Genomic DNA, 22,193 nt, shown 5'->3' with positions numbered 1-22,193 from the left:
CACTGGATGCACATCCTGACCGAGATCAAGAACCGCACAGTGAACGACGTCCTCATGCTGGTCCGCGACGGGCTCAAGGGCCTGCCCGAGGCAGCCGAGGCCGTCTGGCCCCGCACCACTGTCCAGACCTGCGTGGTCCACCTGCCGCGGAACTCCTTCCGCTGTGCCGCCCGCCAGGACTGGGACAAGATCGCCAAGCTCCTCAAGCCCGTCTATACCGCGGCGACCGAGGAAGCCGCACTCGAGCGGTTCGCGGAGTTCGCCCTGACAGACCCCCCTTGTGGGCGACCGCCGTTGAAACGGCGCATCGCCCTTTCGGGCGCCCGGCCCACCAGTGGTGACCACGCCACCATGTGGGCGATTTTACCGTTCTGGCATGTTACATCCCTGCGTGCTGTTCCAGACCTGGCAACAACCAGCTCTGGAACGGGGCCAGGGCGGCCAGGACCAGGAAGATGACACCGACCGCGGTGCTGAGCACCGGTCCCAGCCGCCACAGTTTCTCGACGAAGATGACGACCGCGAGTGCGGCCATCGCCGCGATGTTCATCGTCCCCAGCGGGATGAGGACGATCATGAGACCCCAGCAGCAGCCGACGCAGTAAAGCCCGTGATGGACGCCGACGCGCAGGTCACGGGCGGCGCCTGACCGGTAGCCGGCGTAGCGCACGAGCTGGCCCATGGGGCTGCGACAGTGGCTCAGGCATACGTTCTTCAGTGGACTGAGCTGATGGACTCCGGCGAGCAGGAAGGCTCCGGCGCCGATCCAGCGCCCGGCTTCGGGGTGGCCGCCTACGACGTTGTCGGTCACGGTGAGTATCCCGTACACGGCCAGCCCGAACGCCGTCCAGGCGATCAGGTATCCGCCCACGAACTGGGCGATCCGGGCCGCGCGGACCGCGCCGGACGACTGACGGCCGATGCCCCGGGCCCAAGTAATGGCCACCGGCGCCAAGGACGGGAACATCATGGCGATCATCATGATCACCCACAGCAGCAGGAACAGCGGCAGGGCAAGGCCCATGGTCCCCGGCGCCATGTCCATGCCGCCGTCGGCGTCCGTACCGCTGTCGGCCTGCCCGACCACGAGCACCCAGGCGAGCACCGCCAGCAGCATCATGAGCGACCAGGCGGCGGCCATCGCCCGGGCGGGCAGCAGATTGCCCGGTCGCAGGGGCGCGGAGAGGGGCGGCCGGTTGCGGAGCACCCCTCCAGACCACCACAGAAGGCGGCCGGTCGCACGGCAGGCGCTCTGACCTGGCCACCTTGGCCTCCTGCGGCAACACGGGGAGAATGGGACGTGATGACCCGTATCGCCGAGCGGATGTGGTGACCCACGGTGATGTGTCTTCCGCGAGATCGCCGCCCACCAGATTCACCCGGCGCGGGCCGCGAGGAGGCGAGGACATGACTGAGACAGCGAAGACTGTTCCGAAGTGGCATGCGTCTGGGGACTGGTTCGACACCTGCAGGTGCAACGTGCCGTGCCCGTGCACGTTCGCGCAGCTACCTACTCAGGGTGAGTGCGACGGAGTCCTGGCCTGGCGCATACGCGAGGGGCGCTACGGCGATGTGCCGCTGGACGGTCTCGGCGTGGTGATGCTCGGCTCGTTCGTCGGCAACGCGTGGGCCGAGCACTCCGATGCGTATGCGGCGGTCTTCATCGACGAGACGGCCGACGAGGCGCAGCGTGAAGCCCTCCAGATGATCTTCGGCGGTGAGGCCGGTGGCTGGCCCGCCGAATTCGGCGAACAGTTCGGCGCCGAGATGCGGGGCATGGACTTCGCCCCCATCGAGATCCAGGTAGACGAGGACCTCGGCGGGTGGAAGGCGACCGTTCCGGGCCGGGTCGAGGCCAGCGCGACGGCGCTCACCGGACCCACGACACCGGAGGGCGCGCGCGTGCAGTCCACCAACCTGCCGGGCTCGGAGACCGGTCCAGGCCAGGTCGCGACGTGGGGCCGCTCGACGGCGGACCGTGCCGACGCCTTCGGCTTCAAGTGGAGCCGGGAGGGCCAGTCCAGCAAGCACATCACCTTCGACTGGTCGGGGCCGAACTGATGGGAGGCTGCCCGGTCACCCGGCGGGGGCGGCCCACAGGTCAGTGATCGTCACATCGAGTTCGGCGAGCAGTCGGCGCAGCAGCGGCAGGGAGACCCCGATGACGTTGCCGTGGTCGCACTCGATGGAGTCGATGAACGGCGCCGAGCGCCCGTCCAGGGTGAAGGCCCCGGCGACGTACAGCGGCTCACCAGACGCCACGTAGGCGACGATCTCGGCGCCCGACGGCCCACCGAAGTTCACCGTGGTGGACGCGGTGGCGGACGTGGACCGGCCGGACGCGGTGTCGATCACGCTGTGCCCGGTCCGCGGCACGCCCGCGCGGCCGCGCATGGACTTCCAGCGGGCGGTGGCCTCTTCGGCGTCGGCGGGCTTGCCGAGCGCCTCGCCGTCCAGCTCCAGCACCGAGTCGCAGCCGACGACCAGGGTGCCCGCCGCCTCGGGGCGTTCCGCGACCGCCGCGGCTGTTCTGTGCCATCGAACCTTGAGCGGGTGCCATCGAAGTTTGAGTGGTCCGGTGGCTGCCTTTAGGCCGTGTCTCCATTGGTGGGCGGCTGGCATCACGAAGCAAGGGCACTCCTGGGTATTGGCTCGCGTGCGGCAGCTGGTGCCCGACTACTCGTTGCTTCGCTCCCATGGGAGGCGATGGTTCTCAGGCAGTGGTTCGCGCCCGTACCGGCGAGCCAACGGCGGTGCGACGAGTCCAAGAATGACCATCACGCCTGCGGCGGCCGAAGGGGCGACCGCCATGATGACGCCCGCGCTGACGAGCGCGCCGGCGGTCACGCCCAGGGCAGGACGCCAGTCGGCCCGGTAGCGCTTGCTCCGAAGAAGGAGTTGGGCACAACCCCAACCCCCGATAGACGCGACGATGGCCAGGTAGTCGTACGCATGGACGAACGCGCCGCACCGGCTGCCCCCGCCAGCAGGTATTCGTACGCATTCCACGACCAGAAGCCGCCCGAGCCCCAAGGCGGTGACTCCTGTCAACAGCGCCAGTAGGGCAGCCCGCCCCCAGATGTTCGACATGCGCGGATCATAGAACCCGTCTGCCCGCTCGGATTGGTCGGCCGTTACGAGCCTGAGAGCAACCCTCCAAGAACCCCAGGTCAAACGCTCCGAGATCAGGATCCGCGGATGAACCAGCGAGTTCCCCACTGACACCCCTGACGATCAGCACCTCGTGCCACTCAAACTTCGGTGGCACAAAACTAATGATCATCAACCTTCGATGGCAATGATCAAGGTTCGATGGCACAGGACAGCGGCCTTGGCCCGGGCCAGGACGAGAGCCAGCTCCGCAAAAATCGACCAAATGACCTAATAGCTTGCATGGCATCTCTCCCCTTTCTCCGTGACCTGATGCAGGCGCAGATCGACTGACGTCGCCCATCACGTACACCGCCGGGTGGTGGACGACTCCTGCCGGTGGAGGTGTCCGCTTCGCAGGTCAGGGTGCGTTCCGCGGCACTGAAAACGGAGAACCGCGTGCAACTGGACAGTTCCTTGTTGGGCTTGGTGGGGCTGATCAAGCTGCTGTTCGCGCTTGCGCTGCTCATCTCGCAGCAAATCCACGGTCTCGGCGAACCGTATGAGGTTCTGTGCCTCATCGACATCGCCGTACGGGGTGATCGAGAGGTCCAGGGCAGAGAGATGCTGAGCGATTGAGTCCGCGGTCTGCTGCAGGTTGAAGCTGCGCTCGCGGAACTTGTAGTAGCCCATCGCCGAGGTGATGACAGACACGGCGGCACCGAGGCCGACAAGGAGGCCCTTGCCGGGCTGCGGTGGGTCGTGGAGGGCTGCTACGGCGGGGATGGCAGCTGAGCAGAGGATCAACAGCCACTGGAAGCCATTGCGCCAGCGGCGGTATCGCAGTCCCTCGGTGCGAAGTCTCTCGACTTCCGCCGGGATGGCGTCACGGTAGGCGTACCGGCGCTCGCGCACGGGGCGAACGGTGGAGGCGGCGATGCTGAGTCGCTGGTCCTCTGCAACCTCAAGATCGAACCGTAGGTCGGAGATGTACTTCCGCTTTGAGACGCCTGCCTCGTCGGTGACCATCGCATACCTGTGGTCGCCGACGAGTAGGACCCCTGCGATAGCCAGCACGACGATCACGAGCAAGCCCAGCTCGCGGTGTCGAAGATGTTGTCCCCGCCGTAGCGCGGCAGCAGTTCCTGGGTCTCTCCGAGCTGCCCGATGAAGCGGCCTCCGATACTGAAAGCGGCCAGTGGCAGCACTGTGTACTGGATCCGGCGACCGGTGATCTGTTCAGCCGATCGGATCCTCAGCCGCAACCCCGCGAACGGGTTCCGCGGCACCCAGTCACCCCTCAGCGACTCCGTCCGGGACCGGCTTCCGGCATCCGGGCGGCAGACGGCGACCACCACCTGACTGACAATCAGGGAAGTCAGCGAGAGGTCAGCACCGATCCGATTGAACCCTGACACACAAGCTCGAACACGAGACTCGACGCGCCTCCCCTCAGATCCAGTAGCCCCCCCCCCAAGCCCCGACCCAAGGACAGCGTGCGGACCGGGGCCCCAGCATGGCTGCCGCCAGTGGAGACACGGCCAGCCCGTCTATGGGTATCCCCAGGTCAGCGCACTCGTCCGCGTGGCTTCAGTGGGGTCGTGGGCAGTTCCGGGGCGGTCAGGCGAGCGCCGTCGAAGCCCTGCACCTCGCCGAACCGCGAACCCTTCTCCCAGTCGTTTCTCGCCTGTGCGATCTCCTCACCGGATCGGGCGATGAAGTTCCAGAACATCACGATCTCCTCCTCGAAGGGCTCGCCGCCGAGCAGCATCAGGCTCGCGTCGGAGACGGCGCGGAGCGGCAGTTCGGTGCGGCCGCAGCCGAGGTAGAGCATCGAGCCGGGCAGCACGGGGACACCGTCGACCTCGGCCTCGCCGGACATCGACAGGACCGCGTACTCGAAGTCGGGGTCCAGCGGCAGGCGGGCTTCCGCTCCCCCGGTCAGGGAGACGTCGGCGCCGACGATGGGGGTGTAGGCGGTGCCGGGCGAGGCCGCTCCGTCGAGTTCGCCGAGGATGACGGTGGCGGTGAGGCCGGGGGCGGTGACGGCGGGCAGGTCCGTGTGGTGCTGGAAGTGGGGCTCGACGTCACGGTGGGCGTCGGGGAGGGCGACCCAGAGCTGGGCACCGTGCAGAAACCTGGCGTGCCGCTTCGGGCTCTCCTCGGAGTGGCTGATGGCCCGGCCGGAGGTCATCAGGCCCAGTTCCCGGGGGCGTACCGTCTGCAGGCTGCCCAGGCTGTCCCGGTGCAGGACCTCTCCGTCGTGGAGCCAGCTCACGGTCTGGAGCCCCATGTGGGGGTGCGGCGGAACCTGCATCCCGGGTTCGTCGGCGATGTCGTCGGGGCCGTAGTGGTCGACGAAGGCCCAGGCGCCGACCATGCGCCTGCCGAGGTTGGGGAGCAGGCGGCGGACCTCGGTGGACTCACCGAGCTGGACGCGGCGGGGGGTGAGGAGTTCGCGGACCGGCTCGGCGACGACGAAGCCGCGCCCTCCGCAGACGGAGGGAGTGGCCTGGCGATCGAGATTGCTCATGGCGCTCAACCTATTCCCGTGGGCGCGCGGAGCGCCGGGTCCCACGCCAGAATTTTAGTGGAATGTTCAACCATTCTGCGGTGTTGTCATCGCTGAACGGACGGCGGGGCGGCTCCCCGCGGGCCGCACCACACGGAGGAGGACAGATGGACGAGACCTACTACGAATTCGGCACGGCCGCCGAGCGGTGGGACCGGGCGCAGTTGTTCTTCGAGGCCAAGGAGTACCTGACGGCCGCCCGGATCCTGGGCGGACTCGTCGAGGAGGCGCCTGAGCAGGTCGCTCCGCGGCTGCTGCTGGCCCGCTCCTACTATCACTCCGCACGGCTGGGCAAGGCCGAACAGGAGCTGCGGGCCGTCCTGGAACTGGACCCGGTGGAGGGCTACGCGCGGCTCATGCTGGGCCGGACGCTGGAGCGGCAGGGGCGGCCGTCCGACGCGGCGCCGCATCTGCGGATGGCCGCCGCGTTCGCCGGTGACTTCGGCCCGGGGGCCGACCGCCCCTGAGCCGCCGCCTCGTACAGCGGGCCGGGCCCGCGCCTCCCCGGCGCGGGCCCGCTCTCCATTACCCGCCGGTACGGGCATCGGACAATGGGATCTCCGGGGCGAAGGGGTGGAGGTGCGTGAATCCAGGAGTGCCGCATTGGGCAGGGCGCATGCCTCGGTACGCCAGGCGCGGGCCGCACTGCGCCAGGCGCGGGCCGCGCGTGGGGGCGCGCCGCTCGCACTGATGCCTGTGGCCGCGACCGTGCTCCGGGGGCGGGGACGGCGGCAGCGGGGACGCGGACGTTTCGGTCGCCGGGCCTCCGGGCGTCCACAGCTGGACCGCCGAACCGTGTGACCTGCTCATGGGCGCCCCACCCGCCGAGGGCTTCACGCTCGGCAGCACCACCGACTCCGCCTCGCCCGGGCGCCCGGCGCCCGGGCGGACATCGGCGAGGACGGCGCCCGGCCGCGCTACCGCCGCACCGCCTGCCTCGTTGACCTCAAGGCCCCGGACGGTACGGACCGGAAACTCAGAGCCACGGCCTGCGTCCACGAGGACGACGAGCCCGCCCGGCACGCCTACCCCGTCAAGGAGGACCTCGACCGGGCGCACGGGCGAGGTCCGGCCAGGGTGCACGCGGCAGCCTGCGCCCCGCCCTCCGAGGAACGGGGCCGCCCCGGCCGGACCCTGATCCTCCGGAACGGAGACCTCCTGCTATCGGTGTCCGCGTACGCTCCGCACGGAAGTGAGGAGCGGCACGTGGACGTACAGGAGGGCCTCGCGAGGATCGTCGAGAACACTGCGCGGCGCATGGAGGACGGCCTCCGTGATCAGGACGCCCCGACCACGGCTCGTTCTTCGGCCTCCTGACGCCCCGCTCCCGCGGCGGGCGTCAGGAGGCGCTCCGTGAGGTAGCCGAAGATCAGGCCGAAGCCGCTCCAGAACGTGACCTGGACGGCGAGCGTCGAGAGCCGGAACTTCCACAGCAGGCTGGCCGGGAAGTCCTTGCCGACCTCGTCGAACGAGGGCAGGAAGGCATGGGCGAGGCCGATCACGACGACGAAACCGGCGGCCGCCGCGATGGTCGCGTTCCAGTTGCCCAGGCCGGGTGCGAGCCGCTTGCCGACGATGACGGCGGCGACGGCCAGCAGCACGCTGAGGGCGACCATCAGGAAGAACAGGGTGGTGCGCTGCCCGATGGTGTCGGGGTTGCCGACGGCCGGCGGGTTCGCCGGGTACTTCAGGAACGGCACGATGTAGACGGTGAGCAGGGCCGCTCCGGCGATCAGTGCGGCCGTGGCCCGCGGGCCGAAGTTGCCGATGCGGCCCAGCGCGTACGAGACCACGAGGGCGGCGATCCCGCCCGCCGCGACGCCGAAGACCAGGAGGGCTGTGGCGAGTCCGCCGGTGGCCTGCATGGTGCGGCTGACCAACTCCTCCTCCTCGCCCCCGCCGTGGCCGGCGTGACTGTGGGCCTCTTCGAGGGCGATGGCGGCGTCCACCTGGGACTCACCGAGGAAGTAGGCGACGGCGAGCGCCAGTGCGCCCGCGATCAGGCCCGCGAGCATGCCGCGCACGAGCAGAGCCCTGACAGATATGGAGTTCACGATGTATCCCTGATTTCTCGGTTTCTCTTGCTTCCCGTGTCCGCTGAATTCCTGGGTGCCTCAGGTGCCTCAGGTGCCTCAGGTGCCTCAGTGGCAGGGGAAACCGAGCAGGTGACGGCCGTCGTGGACCCATTCGTGGACGCCCTGGCCCGAGATGAGCGCGGTGGCGCCCTGTTCGGCGCCGACGAAGTAGAGCAGGACGAGCATGAGGATGCCGAAGAAGACCGCCCATGGGGCTATGGCCTTCGCCGAGATCGGGGTGATCGCCGATGCCCCCGCGGCGGGAGCGGCGGACTGTGCCATGGCAGAACCTCCTGTGGGAACACGCGTCCCTAGTAGTGGTGCCCCGGACGAAGGTGCTGGGTCTGACTTCCCGCAGGAGTGCGGGTACACAGTGGCGCGACCGTGCCGGATTCTCACCGGACTTCCGTCACACCGTCGTCATGGTCGACGAGACCATACCGCCTGTACGCAGGCACCGCCATGGTGCAATCTGCGGGGCCGCGGAGCGCGGATACCTTGGCGGAACAGGGCCCTGGGGCCCGTGTTGAAGGAGTGAGGACAGGGGCATGACGATACGCGTGATGTTGATCTCACCGGCGATGAACGCGGCCCTGAGGGAGGCCCGCTTCGACGGCGACGCCCCGCTGGACCGGTCCGGGCGGGAGCTCGCGGAGGCGGCGGCCGGTGCGGTGCCGGAGGCCGGGACCCACCTGAGCGGCCCGTCCACGCGGTGCCTCGGGACCGCCGCCGCGCTCGGGCTGGCGGCCGTAGTGACCGAACCGGCCCTGGCGGGCTGGGACCTGGGGCGCTGGACCGGCCGTCGGCTCGACGAGGTGGGCGCGGCCGAACCGGCGGAGGTGGCGGCCTGGCTCGGCGACCCTTCGGCGGCCCCGCACGGAGGCGAATCGCTGCGGGACCTGGTGGGGCGGACCGGGGGGTACCTGGACACCCTCCAGGGTCCGGGCGGCGGGAGCGGCGGGGGCGTCCTCGCGGTCGTCGAGCCCTCGGTGGTCCGGGCGGCGGTCGTCCACGGTCTGCGGCTGCCCCTGGAGGCGTTCTGGCGACTGGACGTCGCCCCGCTCTCGCTGACCGAACTCGCCGGGCGGTCGGGCCGCTGGAACGTCCGGCTGGGACGCCCCCTTACCGCCGCCACCCCCGGCCCGTCCGCTGACTGACCGTCATCGGCCGTCGTTCTCCGCCCAGTCGGGCCGCACCAGCACCGCCGTGACGGCGATGCCCTCCTCGATGCGCCAGCGCCCCTCCAGCACCGTCGGCAGGGCCGGGTCGGTCCGCAGCAACCGGGCGGCGAAGGAGCCCTCGGCCACCCCGTCCTTCGTGCCGCCGTCCACCCCGCCTTCTGCCTGGCGAAACACCAGATCGGCTTCCGTGAAGTCGAGTTCGAGTCGGGTGACCGGATACCAGACCTTGAAGACGCTCTCCTTGGCGCTGAACAGAACGCGGTCCCAGTGGATGGCGTCCGTGCCCTCCGGTGCGGGAGGGCCGATCCGCTCGCGTTCGGCGGGCAGGGCCACCAACTCCCTTACGTCGACGGGGAGCGGGGCGTGCGGCTCCGCGTCGATGCCCAGCGACAGCACGTCCGTGGCCCGCGCCAGCGCGGCCGCTCGGTAGCCGCCGCAGTGGGTGAGGCTGCCGACGATGCCCTCGGGCCACAGCGGCCTCCCCCGGTGGCCGTGGAGCACGGGGGCCGGGGGCAGGCCGAGCCCGGCCATGGCGCGGCGGGCGCAGGCACGCGCCGTCGCGAAGTCGTTCCTGCGCTTGGCGACGCTCTTGACGACCAGCGCCTCCTCCTCGGGGAAGAGGGTTCCGTCCGGGACGGTCTCCGCGCGGGTGGCGGCGCAGGAGACGTCGGAGGGCAACAGCCGCTCGATCACGAGGAGCCTCCGGGGGTGTGGTGCCGGGCGGACGGTTCGGCCCCGGTCGTGACGGTGGGGGCGGGCTCACCCTCGTACGGGAGGATCTGGCGCAGCAGTCCGCGCGGGTGGCCCCGGTCGCGCCACTCCCGGGGGTAGCCGATGGAGACCTCCTCGAAGCGCACCCCGTCGTACCAGGTCGTACGGGGGATGTGGAGGTGGCCGTAGACGACGGCCGTGACGTTGAAGCGGCGGTGCCAGTCGGCGGTGAGTTCGGTGCCGCACCACTGGGCGAACTCCGGATACCACATCACCGACGTGGGTTCCCTGACGAGCGGCCAGTGTCCGGCGAGGACGAGGGGTATCTCGGGGTCGTGCTCCGCGAGTCGGCGCTCGGTCAGGGCCACCCGGTCGCGGCACCAGTCGTCGCGGGCGGGGTAGGGGTCCGGGTGGAGGAGGTATTCGTCGTTGCAGACGATCCCGGCCTCGTGGGCGACGGCCAGCGACTCCTCCTTCGTGTGCGTGCCCGGGGCGCGGAAGGTGTAGTCGTACAGGAGGAAGAGCGGCGCCACAGCCACCGGCCCTTCGGGGCCCGGCCAGAGCGGGAAGGGGTCCTCGGGGGTGGTCACTCCGAGGCTCCGGCACAGCTCGACGAGGTAGGTGTAGCGGGCCTCGCCGCGCAGTTGGACCGGGTCCTTGTCGAGCGTCCACAGCTCGTGGTTGCCAGGGGTCCAGATGACGTGGGCGAAGCGTTCCGCGAGGAGTTCGAGCGCCCACCGGATGTCCTCGGGGCGCTCGGCCACATCGCCCGCGACGATCAGCCAGTCCGCGTCGGATGTGGGGTGCAGGGACTCCACGATGGGCCGGTTGTCGGTGACCGCCGCGTGCAGATCGCTCACGGCCAGCAGGCGGCCCGCGCCCGGCGGTCGGGTCCCCCCACCGGGGGACGGAACGGCGGCGGGAGCACCGTGCGGTGCGGGTTCGCTCGGAGCAGTCATGGGCGCTGGTTCCCGATCTGTCGGCAGTCGTCCGGCCCCGTCCGCACGGTACGGCGCCGCTGGGAACGTAGCCTCTCACGCCGGTCCGGCACTTCCCCCGGGGTTGCGGCCCGTCACTTCTGCGCGCGGCGGGAGTTGAGTTCGTTCACCGCTCCGAGGGCGTCGCCGATCGTCGTGTAGTCGACCGCGATGAAGGTCACCGGACGGCCGCGTTCCGCCTCGCAGGCGCGAGCCCGCTCCAGGACCCATTCGCGGGTGTTGACCTGCCCGGCGTCCAGGCGGCTGCCGCCCCCGTCGGTGATGAAGTGGTTGAGCAGGAAGAGCCGTTTGCCGGTGCCACCGCGGTTCGGCTCGCACGTCATGTCAAAGGGGCTGCGGAAGGCGAACGGGGTCTCCATTCCGTACCGGTAGAAGTTGCGGTACCAGGGTGCCGGTCCGTCGGCCTTCTCGGCGAACACCACCAGCCGTCGGCCGCTGTCGATCATCTCCGCCAGCGTGGGCCACGGTTCGTCCGGGTTCTCGGCGGGGGTGTGCAGGAGGTCGTCGAGGCCTGCCGCGCGGAACGCCCTCTCGGTGTCCTCGGCGCTGATGTCGTCCTGGATGATCAGCGTCACGATCTCGGCGGGGTGCGCGCGGAGCCAGTCCCCGATGTCGGTCAGGGCCGGGACCAGTTCGACGGCTCCGGCGCGGCAGACGCTGTGGCAGAGCCAGAGGCCCTCGCGCGGCGGGTTGGCCCGGTCGACGGCGCCGGAGATCAGCCGCCGCTGTTCGGGGGTGAACTCGGAGGTGTCGAGCCGTGCCGTGATGTCCTGCGGGCTCTCCCAGCGGTAGGTGTCCAGTTGGAGGGCCCGGACACCGGTGCTGAGCTGGGTGGTGATGTCGGGGTCCTGGAGGGGACCGATGAACCGGTCGGCCGTCGTGGACATGGCGTTGTGGGAGGTGAGGTGGGCGACCTCGTCGTAGCGCAGCTCGCACAGGCGGCTGCTGCCCTGGCAGCGGCGGGGCGCGGACGGGCCGAACACGGGCGGCACGATCAGGACTCCGGCCAGTGCGGCGCAGGCCACGCCCGCCGCCGTACCGCGCAGCACGGCCGGGGTCGGGGGCAGCAGTCGGCCCGGGCGCACCAGGAGCGCCCAGCCCGCGCCGGTGAGGAGCACGCCGCCGACGAGGGCCACGAGGGCGGCGCCGAGACCGATGGCCACCACCTGGTCCACGGCGGTGCGCTGGAGGTCGTCGACGAGGGCGGTGACGCTCGGGGCCCAGGAGGACGGCGTGGTGAGGAACCGTCCTCCGGTGATGAGGCGGGCCAGGAGGACGGTCGCGGCGGTCAGGGCGCCTCCGCAGGCGAGCGCCTGGCCCAGCCGCATCACGCGCCGGGCCGGGGCGGCGGGACCGGTGCACCAGAGCGTCGCGAGAGCGGCCAGGGCCAGGGTGGCGGCGAGGATCTGGAGCAGGGGCAGGAACCGGATCCCGTCGCGTGTCCGCTCCAGGGCCGTGAGGTCGTTCCCGGCGGCGGCCAGGGAGCCGGTGAAGTCCCACGTACCGCCCTGGAGCGTGGTGCGGAGACCGGCCGCGGCGTTCCGCGAGCTGTCGGAGAGGACGGCCGCGACGGTGGCCGCCAGGGCGGTGGCCACATCCCCTTCCGCCAGGGCCACCTCGACCTCGGGGCGCAGGGCGGCCCGCTCCTGCCCCGGGGCGGCCGCCAGCAGGGCGTCGGCGGCCCGGTCGGCCTGCTCGTCGGTGAGCGGCAGGGCGGGCAGGGCGGGCGCCCGGCCCTCCGTCAGCTCGTCGAGCGCGGAGTCGAGGTCGGCGGTGAAGCGATCGAAGTCCGGCTGGTCGCGTCCCTGGAGGCTGGCCACCAGGTCACCGAAGTAGATACGGGCGAGGTCGCCGAGGTTCTCCAGCACCGGGGTGATGTCCACCCGCAGCCGCAGTTCGTCGTCCTCGCCGCGCAGATAGCCGGTGACCGCGTGGATCTGCTGGTCGGTGAGCGCCCGCACGGTGTCGGGCGGCAGTACGACCTTGATGTTGGACGTCACCAGCGCCTCGGGCACGGGCAGGCGAGCCAGCAGATCACGGGTGACGGGCGAGAGTTCCGGGTCGACGAGCACCTCGCTGTAGAGCCGGTCGTACGCCGACTCCTCGTCAAGTACGGCCTGGTAGAAGCCGGGCGAGGCGGCGGTGCCGCGAACGGTGGCGGTCAGGGCGACGGTCGTCACGCACAGCGCGGCGAGCAGGAAGGCGACCACCGGAACGAGAGGGCCGGACCGGAGCGGGGCGGGCCCCTGCCCGGGCCGGAGCGGGTTCGTGATCGGTTCGGCGCTCACTCCATCAGCCTAGGCGGAATATCCTATTCCATGCATGGGTGATGAGATCCGTTCCATGGAGGAGTCCCCTGCGCGCTCCGTTCACCTGGCTGTGCTGATGACGAGTCACGACCACCGTACGAGGACACTGTCCGCGCTGCGCGCCCTGGAGGAGCAGCGCGGGCTCCCCGCCGGGACGACGCTCGGCGTGCATCTGGTCGACACCGGCAGCACCGACGGCACGCCGGAGGCGGTACGGCTGCGGTATCCGGCCGTGGAGGTCATGACGGTGGGCCCGGGCGTCCTCCGCAGCCAGGCGCTGCGCATCGCGAGCCGCAACAGCCGGAGCGGGGGCGGAGGCGGGGGCCCGCTCGGCGCGCCGGGCGGGCCGAGCCACACATGGACGCACCAGCTGTGGCTCGACGACGGCGTCGAACTGCACCCGGACGCGCTCGCGACCCTGCTGGGAACGGCGGAGGCGGTCGGACCCGACGCGGTCGTCGTGGGCGCGGTCCGCAACGCGTACGGAGACACCGTGTACTCCGGGAGGCGGGGCAGGTCCCTGGCGCTCGTCGAGCCCGGCGAGCACCGGCCCGAGCGCTGCGACACCTACGACGGACGGGTCGTGCTGCTGTCCCGTGCCGTGTACGACCTGGTCGGGGACCCCGACAAGGTCTTCCGCCACCGGATGGGCGACTACGACCACGGGTGCCGTGCCCGGCGGGCCGGGGTGCACGCGTTCGTCGCCCCCGGCCACGCGGGCGTGTGCGCGGACGGCCCGGACGCTCCCGGCTCGCGGGAACCGGGCATCGGCGTCCGGGAGGCGCTGCGCCGGGTGACGTCCGTACGGGAACTGCCGCCCCGTCAGTGGTGCGTCTACTGCCTGCGCCACACCTGGCCGTGGGCGCCACTGCTGATGCTCTCCCCGTACGCACGGACCGCGGCCCGAGCCACCCTCGGACGGTGGCGGGGGCGAGACGGACCGTACGGGCTCAGCTCCGCTCGGCGGCGAGGGGAGCGACGGAACGGCCGGCGGGGGGCGGAGGCACGGTGGGGTGACCCGCGGCGGTGAAGGCGGGGGCGGAGGTGATCGGCTCGGGTTTCGCGGGGGCGGGTGCGGGGGTGACCGGCGTGGGCCTCGCGAGGGCGGGGGCCCCGGGCCCGGACGGGGCGGCCGATGCGGCAGGCGCGAGCCGGGTGCAGCTCGGCGTGGGGGCCGTGGGCGTGGCGCCCTTGGCGCGTCCCGTCGGGGTGCGCCGGGCGGCGGGGCGGGGCAGGGCGGAGTACGCCGGAATCCTCAGCAGGGCGAGCACGGCGGCCACGGTCCCGGCCGACGGTACGAGGAGGAGGGCGGGGTGCAGCACCTGCGCGTACACCAGCGTTCCGGCCGCCACCGACACGCCCGCCCAGAGGGCCAGGAGGATCGCCGTCCCCGGCACGGTGACGCGGACCCGGCGCAGTCGGTGCGCGATGTGGTCCTCCGCGTCCCGCAGCGGGGAACGCCCGGCGCGGCGACGGGAGATCACGACGAGGGCGGCGTCGGCGAGGGCCACCGTCGCCAGCACCGGCAGCGCGGCCCACGCGGCGCGCCCGGACGGGGTGACCGCCTGGATCAGCGCACCGGAGGACGCCAGGACGAATCCGGTGAACTGCGCGCCGCACCCGCCCAGGTGGAGGCGAGCGGGGCGCCAGCTGTGGGGCAGGAAGCCGATGAGGCCCGCGGCGAGGGCGGCCGGGAGAAGGGCCGGTCCGGTACCGCCGTCGAGGGCCGCGCAGGCGAGCAGCCCGGAGGCGGTGACGATGCCGACAGCGGGCAGGGCCCCGTCGGAGTGGTCCAGCAGGGCGAAGGCGTTGGTGACGAGCACGATCCAGAGCACGGCCAGGGCGCCCGCCGCCGGTGACAGATCCGCGAGGCAGACGACGAGGACCGCGGCCGCCCACTGAACGGCGAGGCGGAGGGCGGCCCGCAGCGGCTTGAGGTCGTGGACCAGCCCGAGAGCGGCCACGATCGCGGCCCCGGCGAGCATCCCCGCCACCGGGTCCGCGGAGCCGTCCACCGCACCGAGCCACAGGGCCCCGCCGGCCGCCGTACCGACACCGAGGACGACCGTCGCACCGCCCATGGCCCGGCGCCGGGTCCGTGGGGCCCGCCCGCCGGGTTCGTACGGGACGGGGAGCCGGAGCGCCGCGCGGCGGGCGCCCTTGGCGAGTACGACCGTGATGAACAGCGCGGCCACACCGGAGGCGATGATCCCCAGCACGTTCACCTGCCCTGCCTTTCCTCGTCGGGGACACGGGACGCCACTCGGGTGGCGTTTCTCCCCAACCTACGGGCCAATGTCCCCATACATCCCAAATAACACGAAAAGGGGCGCGTATTGTTCGGGCGCCGCCCCTCCACCGCCCCTCCACCGCCCCTCCACCGCGCCGCCTCGGCTTCCGCCGCACCGGCGACCGCAGGCAGGGGGCAGTGCGCCGTCAACCCCAAGTGGATTTGCCGCGGCAGGAGTTGAAGTCGCCCGGTGGTCGCACCACGGGCCGGCCGGGGGGGGCAGACTCAGGAGGCCTGCACCCCGTCCACGAAGGTCCTCAGGATCTCGATGGCCCCGATCCGCGAGGGGTCCACCCGGCGCGGGTCGTCACCCAGGACCACCAGGTCGGCGCGGCTGCCGGGGGTCAGAGCGCCCGCCGTGCGCTCCCAGTGGCAGGCACGGGCTCCGGCGACCGTGTAGGCGCGCAGCGCCTCGTCGACGGTGACGGCCTCGCCGGGGCCTATGAGGCGGCCCGAGGCGGAGGTGCGTTCGACCATGAACTGGATCGCCCGCAGCGGTGAGCCGTCCGTGACGGGCCGGTCGGAGCTGCCGACCAGGGCGACCCCGTGATCCAGGAAGCCCCGGCCCCGGTACATCCAGCCGGACCGCTCCTCCCCCATCACCGTCGCGTAGTCGTCACCGAAGGAGCGCAGGAAGTTGGGCTGGATCACAGCGCTCACGCCGAGGGCTGCGAAGCGGGGCAGCTGGTCGGGCCGGATCAGCCCCGCGTGCTCGATACGGTGGCGGGCGTCCGGCCGGGGCCGCAGTTTCTGGGCCCGCTCCAGGGCGTCCAGGGCCAGGTCGGCGGCGCGGTCACCGATGGCGTGGACGGCGAGCTGCCATCCGGCGAGGTGCCCGTCGACGATGAGGGCGGCGAGGCGCTCGGGGTCGTCCTGGAACCGGCCGGTGTCGCCGGCCGTGCCCTCGTACGGGGAGGTCAGCGCGGCCGTACGCGCCATCATCCCGCCGTCGGTGTAGATCTTGAGCGCGCCCAGCGACAGCCAGTCGTCACCGAACCCGGTGCGCAGGCCGAGGTCCAGGGCCCGGATGAAGCCGTCGTCGGCGTGCGCGGCGCGCGGCCGCAGAGTGTCGCCGGAGGCCATGAGCTGGACCCGCAGGGGCAGGCGGCCCCGGTCCCGCAGCAGTTGGTAGGCGCCGAGTTCGACGGGGCTGTGGCCGAGGAGGCCGCCGCCGATACCCGCCTCGGCGCAGGCCGTGACGCCCTCGTCGAGACAGCCGCGGGCGGCCACCTCGATCGCGTCGGCCAGCTCCTCCTGCGAGTAGGGCAGCCGCAGCCTGCGGGCGGCGGTCATGGCGCTCTCGGCGAGGAAACCCTGCTCGTGCGGGATCTCGGCCGGCAGCAGCTCCAGCACGGCGGTGTTGACCACACAGGCGTGCCCGGAGTCGTGCATCAGGAAGACCTTGCGACCGTGGCTGACCCGGTCCAGTTCGGCGGCGGTGAGGTGGCGGCCCAGCGCCCGCTGGTCGTACCCGGCGAGCTCCACCCAGGCGCCGGACGGCGCCGGACGGCGGGCGGCCGCGTCCACCACGGCGAGGATGTCCTCGACCCGCTCGCACGGTGCGACGCTCGGTGTCCCGGCCTTCAACCCGGCCCAGGCCAGGTGGACATGGCTGTCGATAAAGCCGGGCAGTACGGTGGCGCCTCCGAGGTCGAGGATCTCGCGGGCGGGCAGGGAGGTCACCGCCTCGCCCACGCCGACGATCCGCCCCCGCCAGATGCCGAGGTCGTGGGCGACCGGGTGACCCGGGTCCATCGTGAGGATGTGAGCGTTCGTCAGCCTCGTACAGAGCATGACCGGTCCGTCCCTCGCGGGTCCGGGGACGGCGATCCGCACCCCCGACTCCCCCATCTGCCGACGGGATGGAGTGGACAGTGGCCCGCCCCTCGGTGTCAACAGCCTTGGCCATTAACGGCCGTTGTGTTGTTAGGTAAGCCTTGCTTTACTGAGGCGCCAATTGATCGCCCAAGCCCTCCCGGACCGAGCACTTCACCTCGATGAGCGGCTGCCTCACCGACCGCCCCTGACGATCGGGACCCACCCATGCGTACCGCACGTGCCCGGCGCTACCTCATGTGCCGGCCCACCCACTTCGACGTGGTCTACTCCATCAACCCCTGGATGGACCCGACGAAGCCCGTCGACACCCCACTGGCCATCGCCCAGTGGGAGCGGCTGCGCGAGGTCTACCTGAACCTCGGGCACACCGTCGACACGATCGACCCCGTCCCCGGCCTTCCCGACATGGTCTTCGCCGCCAACGGCGCGACCGTCATCGCGGGCCGGGCCCTCGTGGCCCGGTTCCGTGACGCCGAACGCATAGCGGAAGGTCCGGCCTACCACGACTGGCTGCGCGACAACGGCTTTCCGGAGCTGCGCACGGCCGCCTTCACCAACGAGGGGGAGGGCGACTATCTCCCCGCCGGGAACTGGCTGTTGGCGGGCACCGGCTTCCGCAGCGACCCGCGCTCCCACGACGAGGCGCAGGAGTTCTTCGGACGTCCGGTGATCGGACTGCAGCTCGTCGACCCCGACTACTACCACCTGGACACCGCCCTGACGGTGCTCGACGAGAACACGGTCGCCTACTACCCGGGCGCCTTCTCCCCCGGCAGCCGGGCCGTGCTGGAGCGCCTGTTCCCGGACGCGGTCCTCGCCTCCGCCGCCGACGCCGCGGCGTTCGGGCTGAACGCGACGTCGGACGGCCACAACGTGGTACTCCCACAGAACGCGACCGGCCTGGCCGACCAGCTCCGCGACCGGGGCTTCAACCCGATCGGCGTGGACCTCTCGGAGCTCCTCAAGGCGGGCGGCAGCGTGAAGTGCTGCACGCTGGAGCTCCGCCGGGCCCACTGATCCGGGTCCACTGATCCGGTAAACACGAATCCGGGCCCACCGGTCCGCACCACGGCCCCTGCCTGTGACGGCCGGCCGGACCCCTCGCCCGCTCCGGGCAGAGGCCCGCGACTGTCACAGGGAGGACCGACGGAGGCCCTGGATCACCGAGGATGCTGAATCCGAACCGGGCCCGACGGGCCAACATGAGCACGCCGGGCACCCTCCGTCTCGGAGCTTGGCATCCGCGGGCCACGAGCCCGGCATCGCCGGAGTCCCGCGCGGCGGACACGGTCACGTCCGGCCCCGTGTGCTACCGGAGAGTCGCCACTACGATGTGCGCACGCGCCTCGGGGCGCCGGTGTGCCGGGAAGCCTGGTCGGCGCAGGAGAGGGCAACCGCCTTCTCCTGCCCCGTGAGCACTTCAGAGGTTTCACCATGCCCTTGAGAAGAAGCCGCCCCAGCACGCGTCGCCGCCCGGCCGCAGGACCCGTCCCGCCCGCGGGACACGACGGGCCGACCGGCTGATGCCCCGCGCAGCCGTGTCGCCGGGCGACCGCACCACGGCCCGCCGTCGCGAGGCGAGCCAAGCGTGACCCTGAGTGACACCTCACCACTCAAATGAGAGACGTCCGATAGGTGTCCGATAAACAGACTTCCGATGGCGGATAACGATCCGGTCACCCGCCCCATGGCGGAGCGGGAGATTGTCAGCTATGTGACCCATGTCACTAAACGTTCTGTAAGGGGCGTGGTAAAAATTCCCCACTCCGCAGGCGGAACAGCCGCCGCTGTGAACGACCGGTAGCCAGCCGGACCACGACCGGAGCGACCGCGGTCCGCGTACCCACGCGGCTTCTCGCACCCCCACCGGACAACGACGTTCGTGCATCCCCCCACCGCACACCCACCGGCACAGAACCCTCTGCCGGCCCTGCGTCATCGAGGTAGCCCACGTGACACTCGACTCCATCACCCAGAACATCGACGAATCCGTCAGCGGGTTCTTCGAGCCCATAGCCGACTGGCTGGGCGGGATCGTCTTCTACTCCGTGACCATCGCCGGGGCGGAGGTGCCGCTCATCGTCACCTGGCTGGTGGTGGCGGGTCTGGTCTTCACCGGCTGGTTCGGGTTCGTCCAGGTACGCAAGTTCCGCCTCGCGGTCGACGTGGTGCGCGGCAAGTACGACGACAAGGACTCGGCGGGCGAGGTCAACCACTTCCAGGCGCTGACCGCCGCGGTCTCCGGCACGGTCGGCCTCGGCAACATCGCCGGTGTGGCCGTCGCCGTCTCCATCGGCGGCGCCGGAGCCACGTTCTGGATGATCCTCTGCGGTCTCCTCGGTATGGCCACCAAGTTCGTCGAGGTCACCCTCGGCGTGAAGTACCGCGAGGTCCACGCCGACGGCACCGTCTCCGGCGGGCCGATGTACTACCTGCCCAAGGGGCTGGCCGAGCGCTTCGGCAACAACGGCAAGACCCTCGGCAAGGCCCTCGCCGTCCTCGCCTCGATCATGATCCTGTTCTTCGGGCTCTTCGGCGGCAACCTCTTCCAGGTCAACCAGTCCTACGCGCAGCTCGTCTCCGTCACCGGCGGCGAGAGCGGCGCGATGGGCTCCTCCGGCGGGGCGCTCTTCTTCGGCATCCTCATCGCCGCCCTCGTCGGCATCGTCCTGCTCGGCGGCATCCGCTCCATCGCCCAGGTCACCAGCCGGCTCATCCCCGCGATGGCCGGCATCTACATCGCCGCCTGCCTCGTCGTCATCCTCGTCAACGTCACCGCGGTGCCCGCCGCGATCAGCACGATCATCGAGGGCGCGTTCAACCCCGAGGGCGTCGCGGGCGGTGTGCTCGGCGCACTGATCATCGGGTTCAAGCGGGCCGCGTTCTCCAACGAGGCCGGTCTCGGCTCCGCGCCGATCGCCCACTCCGCGGTCAAGACCAAGCACCCCGCCAGTGAGGGCCTGGTCGCCCTGCTGGAGCCGTTCATCGACACGGTCGTCATCTGCACCATGACGGCGCTGACCATCGTCATCGCCAACCCCGCCAGCTGGGGCGAGGCCCGCGGCGGAGAGTCCATCGGCGGCGTGACGATCACCTCGGACGCCTTCGCCACCGTGCTGCCCTGGTTCCCGTACGTCCTGACCGTCGCAGTGATCCTCTTCGCGATCTCCACGGTCCTCACCTGGGGCTACTACGGCCTCAAGTCCTGGACGTACCTCTTCGGCCGCAGCCGCACCAGCGAGACCATCTACAAGATCCTCTACACCCTGTTCGCCGTCGCCGGGTCCCTGCTCACCCTGCAGACCCTCATCGACCTCGCCGACGCGGTGCTCTTCACCCTCGCCGTCATCAACATCGTCGGCCTCTACCTGCTCGCCCCCCTCGTCAAGCGCGAACTCGACAAGTTCCTTGAGTACGTCCGCACCCGGAACACCGGCGGAACGGGCGGGGACGATGCCGAGGAGCAGACGAAGGTGAACGTCTGACAAGGACTCCGGCGCACCGGTCACGGTGCCCGCACACGGAGAGGGCCCCGGCGTGAACGCCGGGGCCCTCTCCGTCGGGTGAGCCGAGGTCCCGCCGTACCGTAGGCGAGACGGGGGCGGGCGACGCCGGAGCCTTGCGTACGCGTCGTACGAGGCCGCGCCCGGCAGGATGCAGGCCCTCAGCCCCGATACGCCTCCAGCAGCCGCAGCCACACCTCACTGATCGTCGGGTACGCGGGAACCGCGTGCCACAGGCGGTCGATGGGGACCTCGCCCGCGACCGCGACCGTCGCCGAGTGCAGGAGCTCCCCGATGCCAGGGCCGACGAAGGTGACGCCGAGCAGGATCTCGCGGTCCAGGTCCACGATCATCCGGGCGCGGCCCCGGTAGCCGTCGGCGTAGAGGCCGGAGCCCGCCACGGCGGCGAGGTCGTGGTCGACGGCGCGGACGCGGTGGCCGGTGCGTTCGGCCTCGGCGAGGGTGAGGCCCACGGATGCGGCCTCGGGATCGGTGAAGACGACCTGGGGGACGGCGGCATGGTCGGCGGTGGCCGCGTGGGCGCCCCAGCGGTCGGTTTCGAGGAGGGGGACCCGCTGGGCTCGGGCGGCGATCGCGGCGCCCGCGATGCGGGCCTGGTACTTGCCCTGGTGGGTGAGCAGTGCGCGGTGGTTGACGTCCCCGACCGCGTACAGCCAGTCCGTGCCCTCGACGCGGCAGCTGTCGTCCACGGTGAGCCAGGAGCCGGGTTCCAGGCCGATCGTCTCCAGGCCCAGGTCGTCCGTGCGCGGGGCCCGGCCGGTGGCGAAGAGGATCTCGTCGGCCTCGACCCGGCCGCCGTCGTCCAGCTCCACGGTGACGGGGCCGTCCGGTGCGGGGCGGTGCACGGCGGTGACGGAGACGCCGGTACGGATCGTGGCACCGGCCTCCGTCAGCGCCTCGGCCACCAGCTGGCCCGCGAAGGGCTCCATCTTCGGGAGCAGGCCCTTGCCCCGGATCAGCAGCGTCACCTCGGAGCCCAGCGCCTGCCAGACGGTCGCCATCTCCACGCCCACGACTCCCCCGCCGACGATCACGAGCCGCCCGGGTGCCTCCTTGGCGCTGGTGGCCTCGCGGCTGGTCCACGGGCGGGCGTCGGCGACGCCGGGGAGGTCGGGGACGACGGCCCGGGTGCCGGTGCAGACGGCGACGGCGTGCCGGGCGGTGAGCCGGTGCCCGGTGCCGTCGGCGGTGGTGACGGAGACCTCACGGGGGCCGGTGAGCCGTCCCGTACCGCGGAAGACGTCCGCTCCGATGTCCTCCAGCCAGGCGAGCTGACCGTCGTCCTTCCAGTGGCTCGCCTCGTCGTCCCGGTGGGCGAGGACCGCCCGCACGTCCAGGGGGCCCTGCACGGCCGCGCTCAGTCCGGGGACACGGCGGGCGTCGGCGCGGGCCACGACGGGGCGCAGCAGCGCCTTGCTCGGCATGCAGGCCCAGTAGGAGCACTCGCCTCCGATGAGCTCGGACTCCACCACCGCCGTGGAGAGTCCGGCGGCGCGGGCCCGGTCGGCCACGTTCTCCCCCACCGGACCGGCACCGACGACCACTACGTCGTACGGGGAGTACTCGGGGATCTTCCCTGCGTCAGTCATGGAAACAGTGTCGTC

At 71.4% G+C, this 22,193-nt stretch carries 19 protein-coding genes and 2 pseudogenes; 7 read left to right on the top strand and 14 right to left on the bottom strand.

Translation table 11 applies throughout. The features are described 5' to 3' along the window. Positions 1 to 258, top strand: a pseudogene (locus tag CIB93_RS25660) (transposase); the annotation flags it as partial. 121 nt (positions 259 to 379) lie between these two features. On the opposite strand, the gene CIB93_RS25655 reads toward CIB93_RS25660, so the two are convergent. Further along, complete coding sequence (locus CIB93_RS25655) at positions 380 to 1,207, bottom strand: DUF2182 domain-containing protein (RefSeq protein WP_257002353.1); 828 nt, start codon at positions 1,205 to 1,207, stop codon at positions 380 to 382. 200 nt (positions 1,208 to 1,407) lie between these two features. Here CIB93_RS25655 and CIB93_RS25650 point away from each other — a divergent pair, with 200 nt between their 5' ends. After that, complete coding sequence (locus CIB93_RS25650) at positions 1,408 to 2,061, top strand: DUF1326 domain-containing protein (RefSeq protein WP_096630182.1); 654 nt, start codon at positions 1,408 to 1,410, stop codon at positions 2,059 to 2,061. 15 nt (positions 2,062 to 2,076) lie between these two features. Here CIB93_RS25650 and CIB93_RS25645 read toward each other — a convergent pair whose 3' ends face one another. The 5 genes from CIB93_RS25645 to CIB93_RS25630 form a co-directional block, all read right to left on the bottom strand. Then, complete coding sequence (locus CIB93_RS25645) at positions 2,077 to 2,625, bottom strand: nucleoside triphosphate pyrophosphatase (protein WP_257002352.1); 549 nt, start codon at positions 2,623 to 2,625, stop codon at positions 2,077 to 2,079. Between the two features lie 51 nt (positions 2,626 to 2,676). Continuing rightward, a complete protein-coding gene (locus CIB93_RS37510) occupies positions 2,677 to 3,090 on the bottom strand; it encodes a hypothetical protein (protein ID WP_143660083.1) in 414 nt (137 codons plus the stop codon). Between the two features lie 363 nt (positions 3,091 to 3,453). After that, the gene (locus tag CIB93_RS37505; protein ID WP_218839796.1) at positions 3,454 to 4,176 is read right to left on the bottom strand and encodes an SLATT domain-containing protein; all 723 of its coding nucleotides are present in this window, start codon (positions 4,174 to 4,176) and stop codon (positions 3,454 to 3,456) included. Next, on the bottom strand, positions 4,173 to 4,448 hold the full coding sequence (locus tag CIB93_RS38100) for a hypothetical protein (protein WP_179500245.1): 276 nt from the start codon (positions 4,446 to 4,448) through the stop codon (positions 4,173 to 4,175). The genes CIB93_RS37505 and CIB93_RS38100 overlap by 4 nt, the downstream gene beginning before the upstream one ends. A 209-nt stretch (positions 4,449 to 4,657) precedes the next feature. Beyond that, positions 4,658 to 5,623 carry a pirin family protein gene (locus CIB93_RS25630; protein WP_096630179.1) on the bottom strand — a complete coding sequence of 322 codons (966 nt, stop codon included), beginning with the start codon at positions 5,621 to 5,623 and terminating at the stop codon, positions 4,658 to 4,660. A gap of 146 nt (positions 5,624 to 5,769) precedes the next feature. Between CIB93_RS25630 and CIB93_RS25625 the strand changes: the two genes are divergently transcribed. Then, positions 5,770 to 6,129: a tetratricopeptide repeat protein gene (locus CIB93_RS25625; protein ID WP_096630178.1), complete on the top strand. Its 360-nt coding sequence runs from the start codon at positions 5,770 to 5,772 to the stop codon at positions 6,127 to 6,129. An 810-nt stretch (positions 6,130 to 6,939) separates the two neighbouring features. On the opposite strand, the gene CIB93_RS25615 is transcribed toward CIB93_RS25625, so the two are convergent. Together CIB93_RS25615 and CIB93_RS25610 are read right to left on the bottom strand one after the other, a co-directional pair. Continuing rightward, entirely contained in the window at positions 6,940 to 7,716 is a 777-nt protein-coding gene (locus CIB93_RS25615) for a CbtA family protein (protein ID WP_096630176.1), read from the bottom strand. 87 nt (positions 7,717 to 7,803) lie between these two features. Next, positions 7,804 to 8,019 (bottom strand): CbtB-domain containing protein, encoded by a 216-nt coding sequence (locus tag CIB93_RS25610; protein WP_096630174.1) that lies wholly within the window; start codon positions 8,017 to 8,019, stop codon positions 7,804 to 7,806. A gap of 266 nt (positions 8,020 to 8,285) precedes the next feature. On the opposite strand from CIB93_RS25610, the gene CIB93_RS25605 reads away from it, so the two are divergent. Further along, positions 8,286 to 8,894, top strand: coding sequence for a histidine phosphatase family protein (locus CIB93_RS25605; RefSeq protein WP_096630173.1), 609 nt, complete (start codon positions 8,286 to 8,288; stop codon positions 8,892 to 8,894). A gap of 3 nt (positions 8,895 to 8,897) precedes the next feature. Here the strand turns inward: CIB93_RS25605 and CIB93_RS25600 are convergent, their stop codons facing one another. The 3 genes from CIB93_RS25600 to CIB93_RS25590 all read right to left on the bottom strand — a co-directional run bounded on the left by CIB93_RS25600 (position 8,898) and on the right by CIB93_RS25590 (position 12,915). Then, positions 8,898 to 9,611, bottom strand: a complete 714-nt coding sequence (locus CIB93_RS25600) for a 4'-phosphopantetheinyl transferase (RefSeq protein WP_096630171.1) — start codon at positions 9,609 to 9,611, stop codon at positions 8,898 to 8,900. Further along, complete coding sequence (locus CIB93_RS25595; RefSeq protein WP_096630170.1) at positions 9,608 to 10,588, bottom strand: metallophosphoesterase; 981 nt, start codon at positions 10,586 to 10,588, stop codon at positions 9,608 to 9,610. Before CIB93_RS25595 ends, CIB93_RS25600 begins: the two co-directional genes overlap by 4 nt. 113 nt (positions 10,589 to 10,701) lie before the next feature. Continuing rightward, entirely contained in the window at positions 10,702 to 12,915 is a 2,214-nt protein-coding gene (locus tag CIB93_RS25590) for a hypothetical protein (protein WP_096630168.1), read from the bottom strand. A 34-nt stretch (positions 12,916 to 12,949) separates the two neighbouring features. Here CIB93_RS25590 and CIB93_RS25585 point away from each other — a divergent pair, with 34 nt between their 5' ends. Beyond that, positions 12,950 to 13,966 carry a glycosyltransferase family 2 protein gene (locus tag CIB93_RS25585; protein ID WP_257002351.1) on the top strand — a complete coding sequence of 339 codons (1,017 nt, stop codon included), beginning with the start codon at positions 12,950 to 12,952 and terminating at the stop codon, positions 13,964 to 13,966. Here the strand turns inward: CIB93_RS25585 and CIB93_RS25580 are convergent. Together CIB93_RS25580 and CIB93_RS25575 are read right to left on the bottom strand one after the other, a co-directional pair. After that, the gene (locus CIB93_RS25580) at positions 13,887 to 15,161 is read right to left on the bottom strand and encodes an MraY family glycosyltransferase (RefSeq protein WP_096630166.1); all 1,275 of its coding nucleotides are present in this window, start codon (positions 15,159 to 15,161) and stop codon (positions 13,887 to 13,889) included. The two genes, CIB93_RS25585 and CIB93_RS25580, sit on opposite strands and share 80 nt — an antisense overlap. A 290-nt stretch (positions 15,162 to 15,451) precedes the next feature. After that, on the bottom strand, positions 15,452 to 17,020 hold the full coding sequence (locus CIB93_RS25575; RefSeq protein ID WP_096630188.1) for an amidohydrolase: 1,569 nt from the start codon (positions 17,018 to 17,020) through the stop codon (positions 15,452 to 15,454). A 213-nt stretch (positions 17,021 to 17,233) separates the two neighbouring features. On the opposite strand from CIB93_RS25575, the pseudogene ddaH reads away from it, so the two are divergent. Together ddaH and CIB93_RS25565 are read left to right on the top strand one after the other, a co-directional pair. Then, a pseudogene (gene ddaH, locus CIB93_RS25570) lies at positions 17,234 to 18,082 on the top strand (dimethylargininase); the annotation flags it as partial. Positions 18,083 to 19,017: 935 nt separating this feature from the next. Next, entirely contained in the window at positions 19,018 to 20,550 is a 1,533-nt protein-coding gene (locus CIB93_RS25565) for a sodium:alanine symporter family protein (protein WP_096630163.1), read from the top strand. A gap of 179 nt (positions 20,551 to 20,729) precedes the next feature. Here the strand turns inward: CIB93_RS25565 and CIB93_RS25560 are convergent, their stop codons facing one another. After that, positions 20,730 to 22,178, bottom strand: coding sequence for an NAD(P)/FAD-dependent oxidoreductase (locus CIB93_RS25560; RefSeq protein WP_096630162.1), 1,449 nt, complete (start codon positions 22,176 to 22,178; stop codon positions 20,730 to 20,732). Positions 22,179 to 22,193: the final 15 nt, after the last annotated feature.

Source organism: Streptomyces sp. WZ.A104 (assembly GCF_002382885.1).
Taxonomy (GTDB): domain Bacteria; phylum Actinomycetota; class Actinomycetes; order Streptomycetales; family Streptomycetaceae; genus Streptomyces.
This window is presented reverse-complemented; position numbering and strand designations above follow the sequence as displayed.

What these genes read in the sequence shown, in the direction of transcription:
- CIB93_RS25625 (WP_096630178.1), top strand. Translation starts at nt 5,770, where the DNA reads ATGGACGAGACCTACTACGAATTCGGCACGGCCGCCGAGCGGTGGGAC.
- CIB93_RS25585 (WP_257002351.1), top strand. Translation starts at nt 12,950, where the DNA reads ATGGGTGATGAGATCCGTTCCATGGAGGAGTCCCCTGCGCGCTCCGTT.
- CIB93_RS25630 (WP_096630179.1), bottom strand. Translation starts at nt 5,623, where the DNA reads ATGAGCAATCTCGATCGCCAGGCCACTCCCTCCGTCTGCGGAGGGCGC.
- CIB93_RS25605 (WP_096630173.1), top strand. Translation starts at nt 8,286, where the DNA reads ATGACGATACGCGTGATGTTGATCTCACCGGCGATGAACGCGGCCCTG.
- CIB93_RS25595 (WP_096630170.1), bottom strand. Translation starts at nt 10,588, where the DNA reads ATGACTGCTCCGAGCGAACCCGCACCGCACGGTGCTCCCGCCGCCGTT.
- CIB93_RS37510 (WP_143660083.1), bottom strand. Translation starts at nt 3,090, where the DNA reads ATGTCGAACATCTGGGGGCGGGCTGCCCTACTGGCGCTGTTGACAGGA.
- CIB93_RS25575 (WP_096630188.1), bottom strand. Translation starts at nt 17,020, where the DNA reads ATGCTCTGTACGAGGCTGACGAACGCTCACATCCTCACGATGGACCCG.
- CIB93_RS25650 (WP_096630182.1), top strand. Translation starts at nt 1,408, where the DNA reads ATGACTGAGACAGCGAAGACTGTTCCGAAGTGGCATGCGTCTGGGGAC.
- CIB93_RS25610 (WP_096630174.1), bottom strand. Translation starts at nt 8,019, where the DNA reads ATGGCACAGTCCGCCGCTCCCGCCGCGGGGGCATCGGCGATCACCCCG.
- CIB93_RS25560 (WP_096630162.1), bottom strand. Translation starts at nt 22,178, where the DNA reads ATGACTGACGCAGGGAAGATCCCCGAGTACTCCCCGTACGACGTAGTG.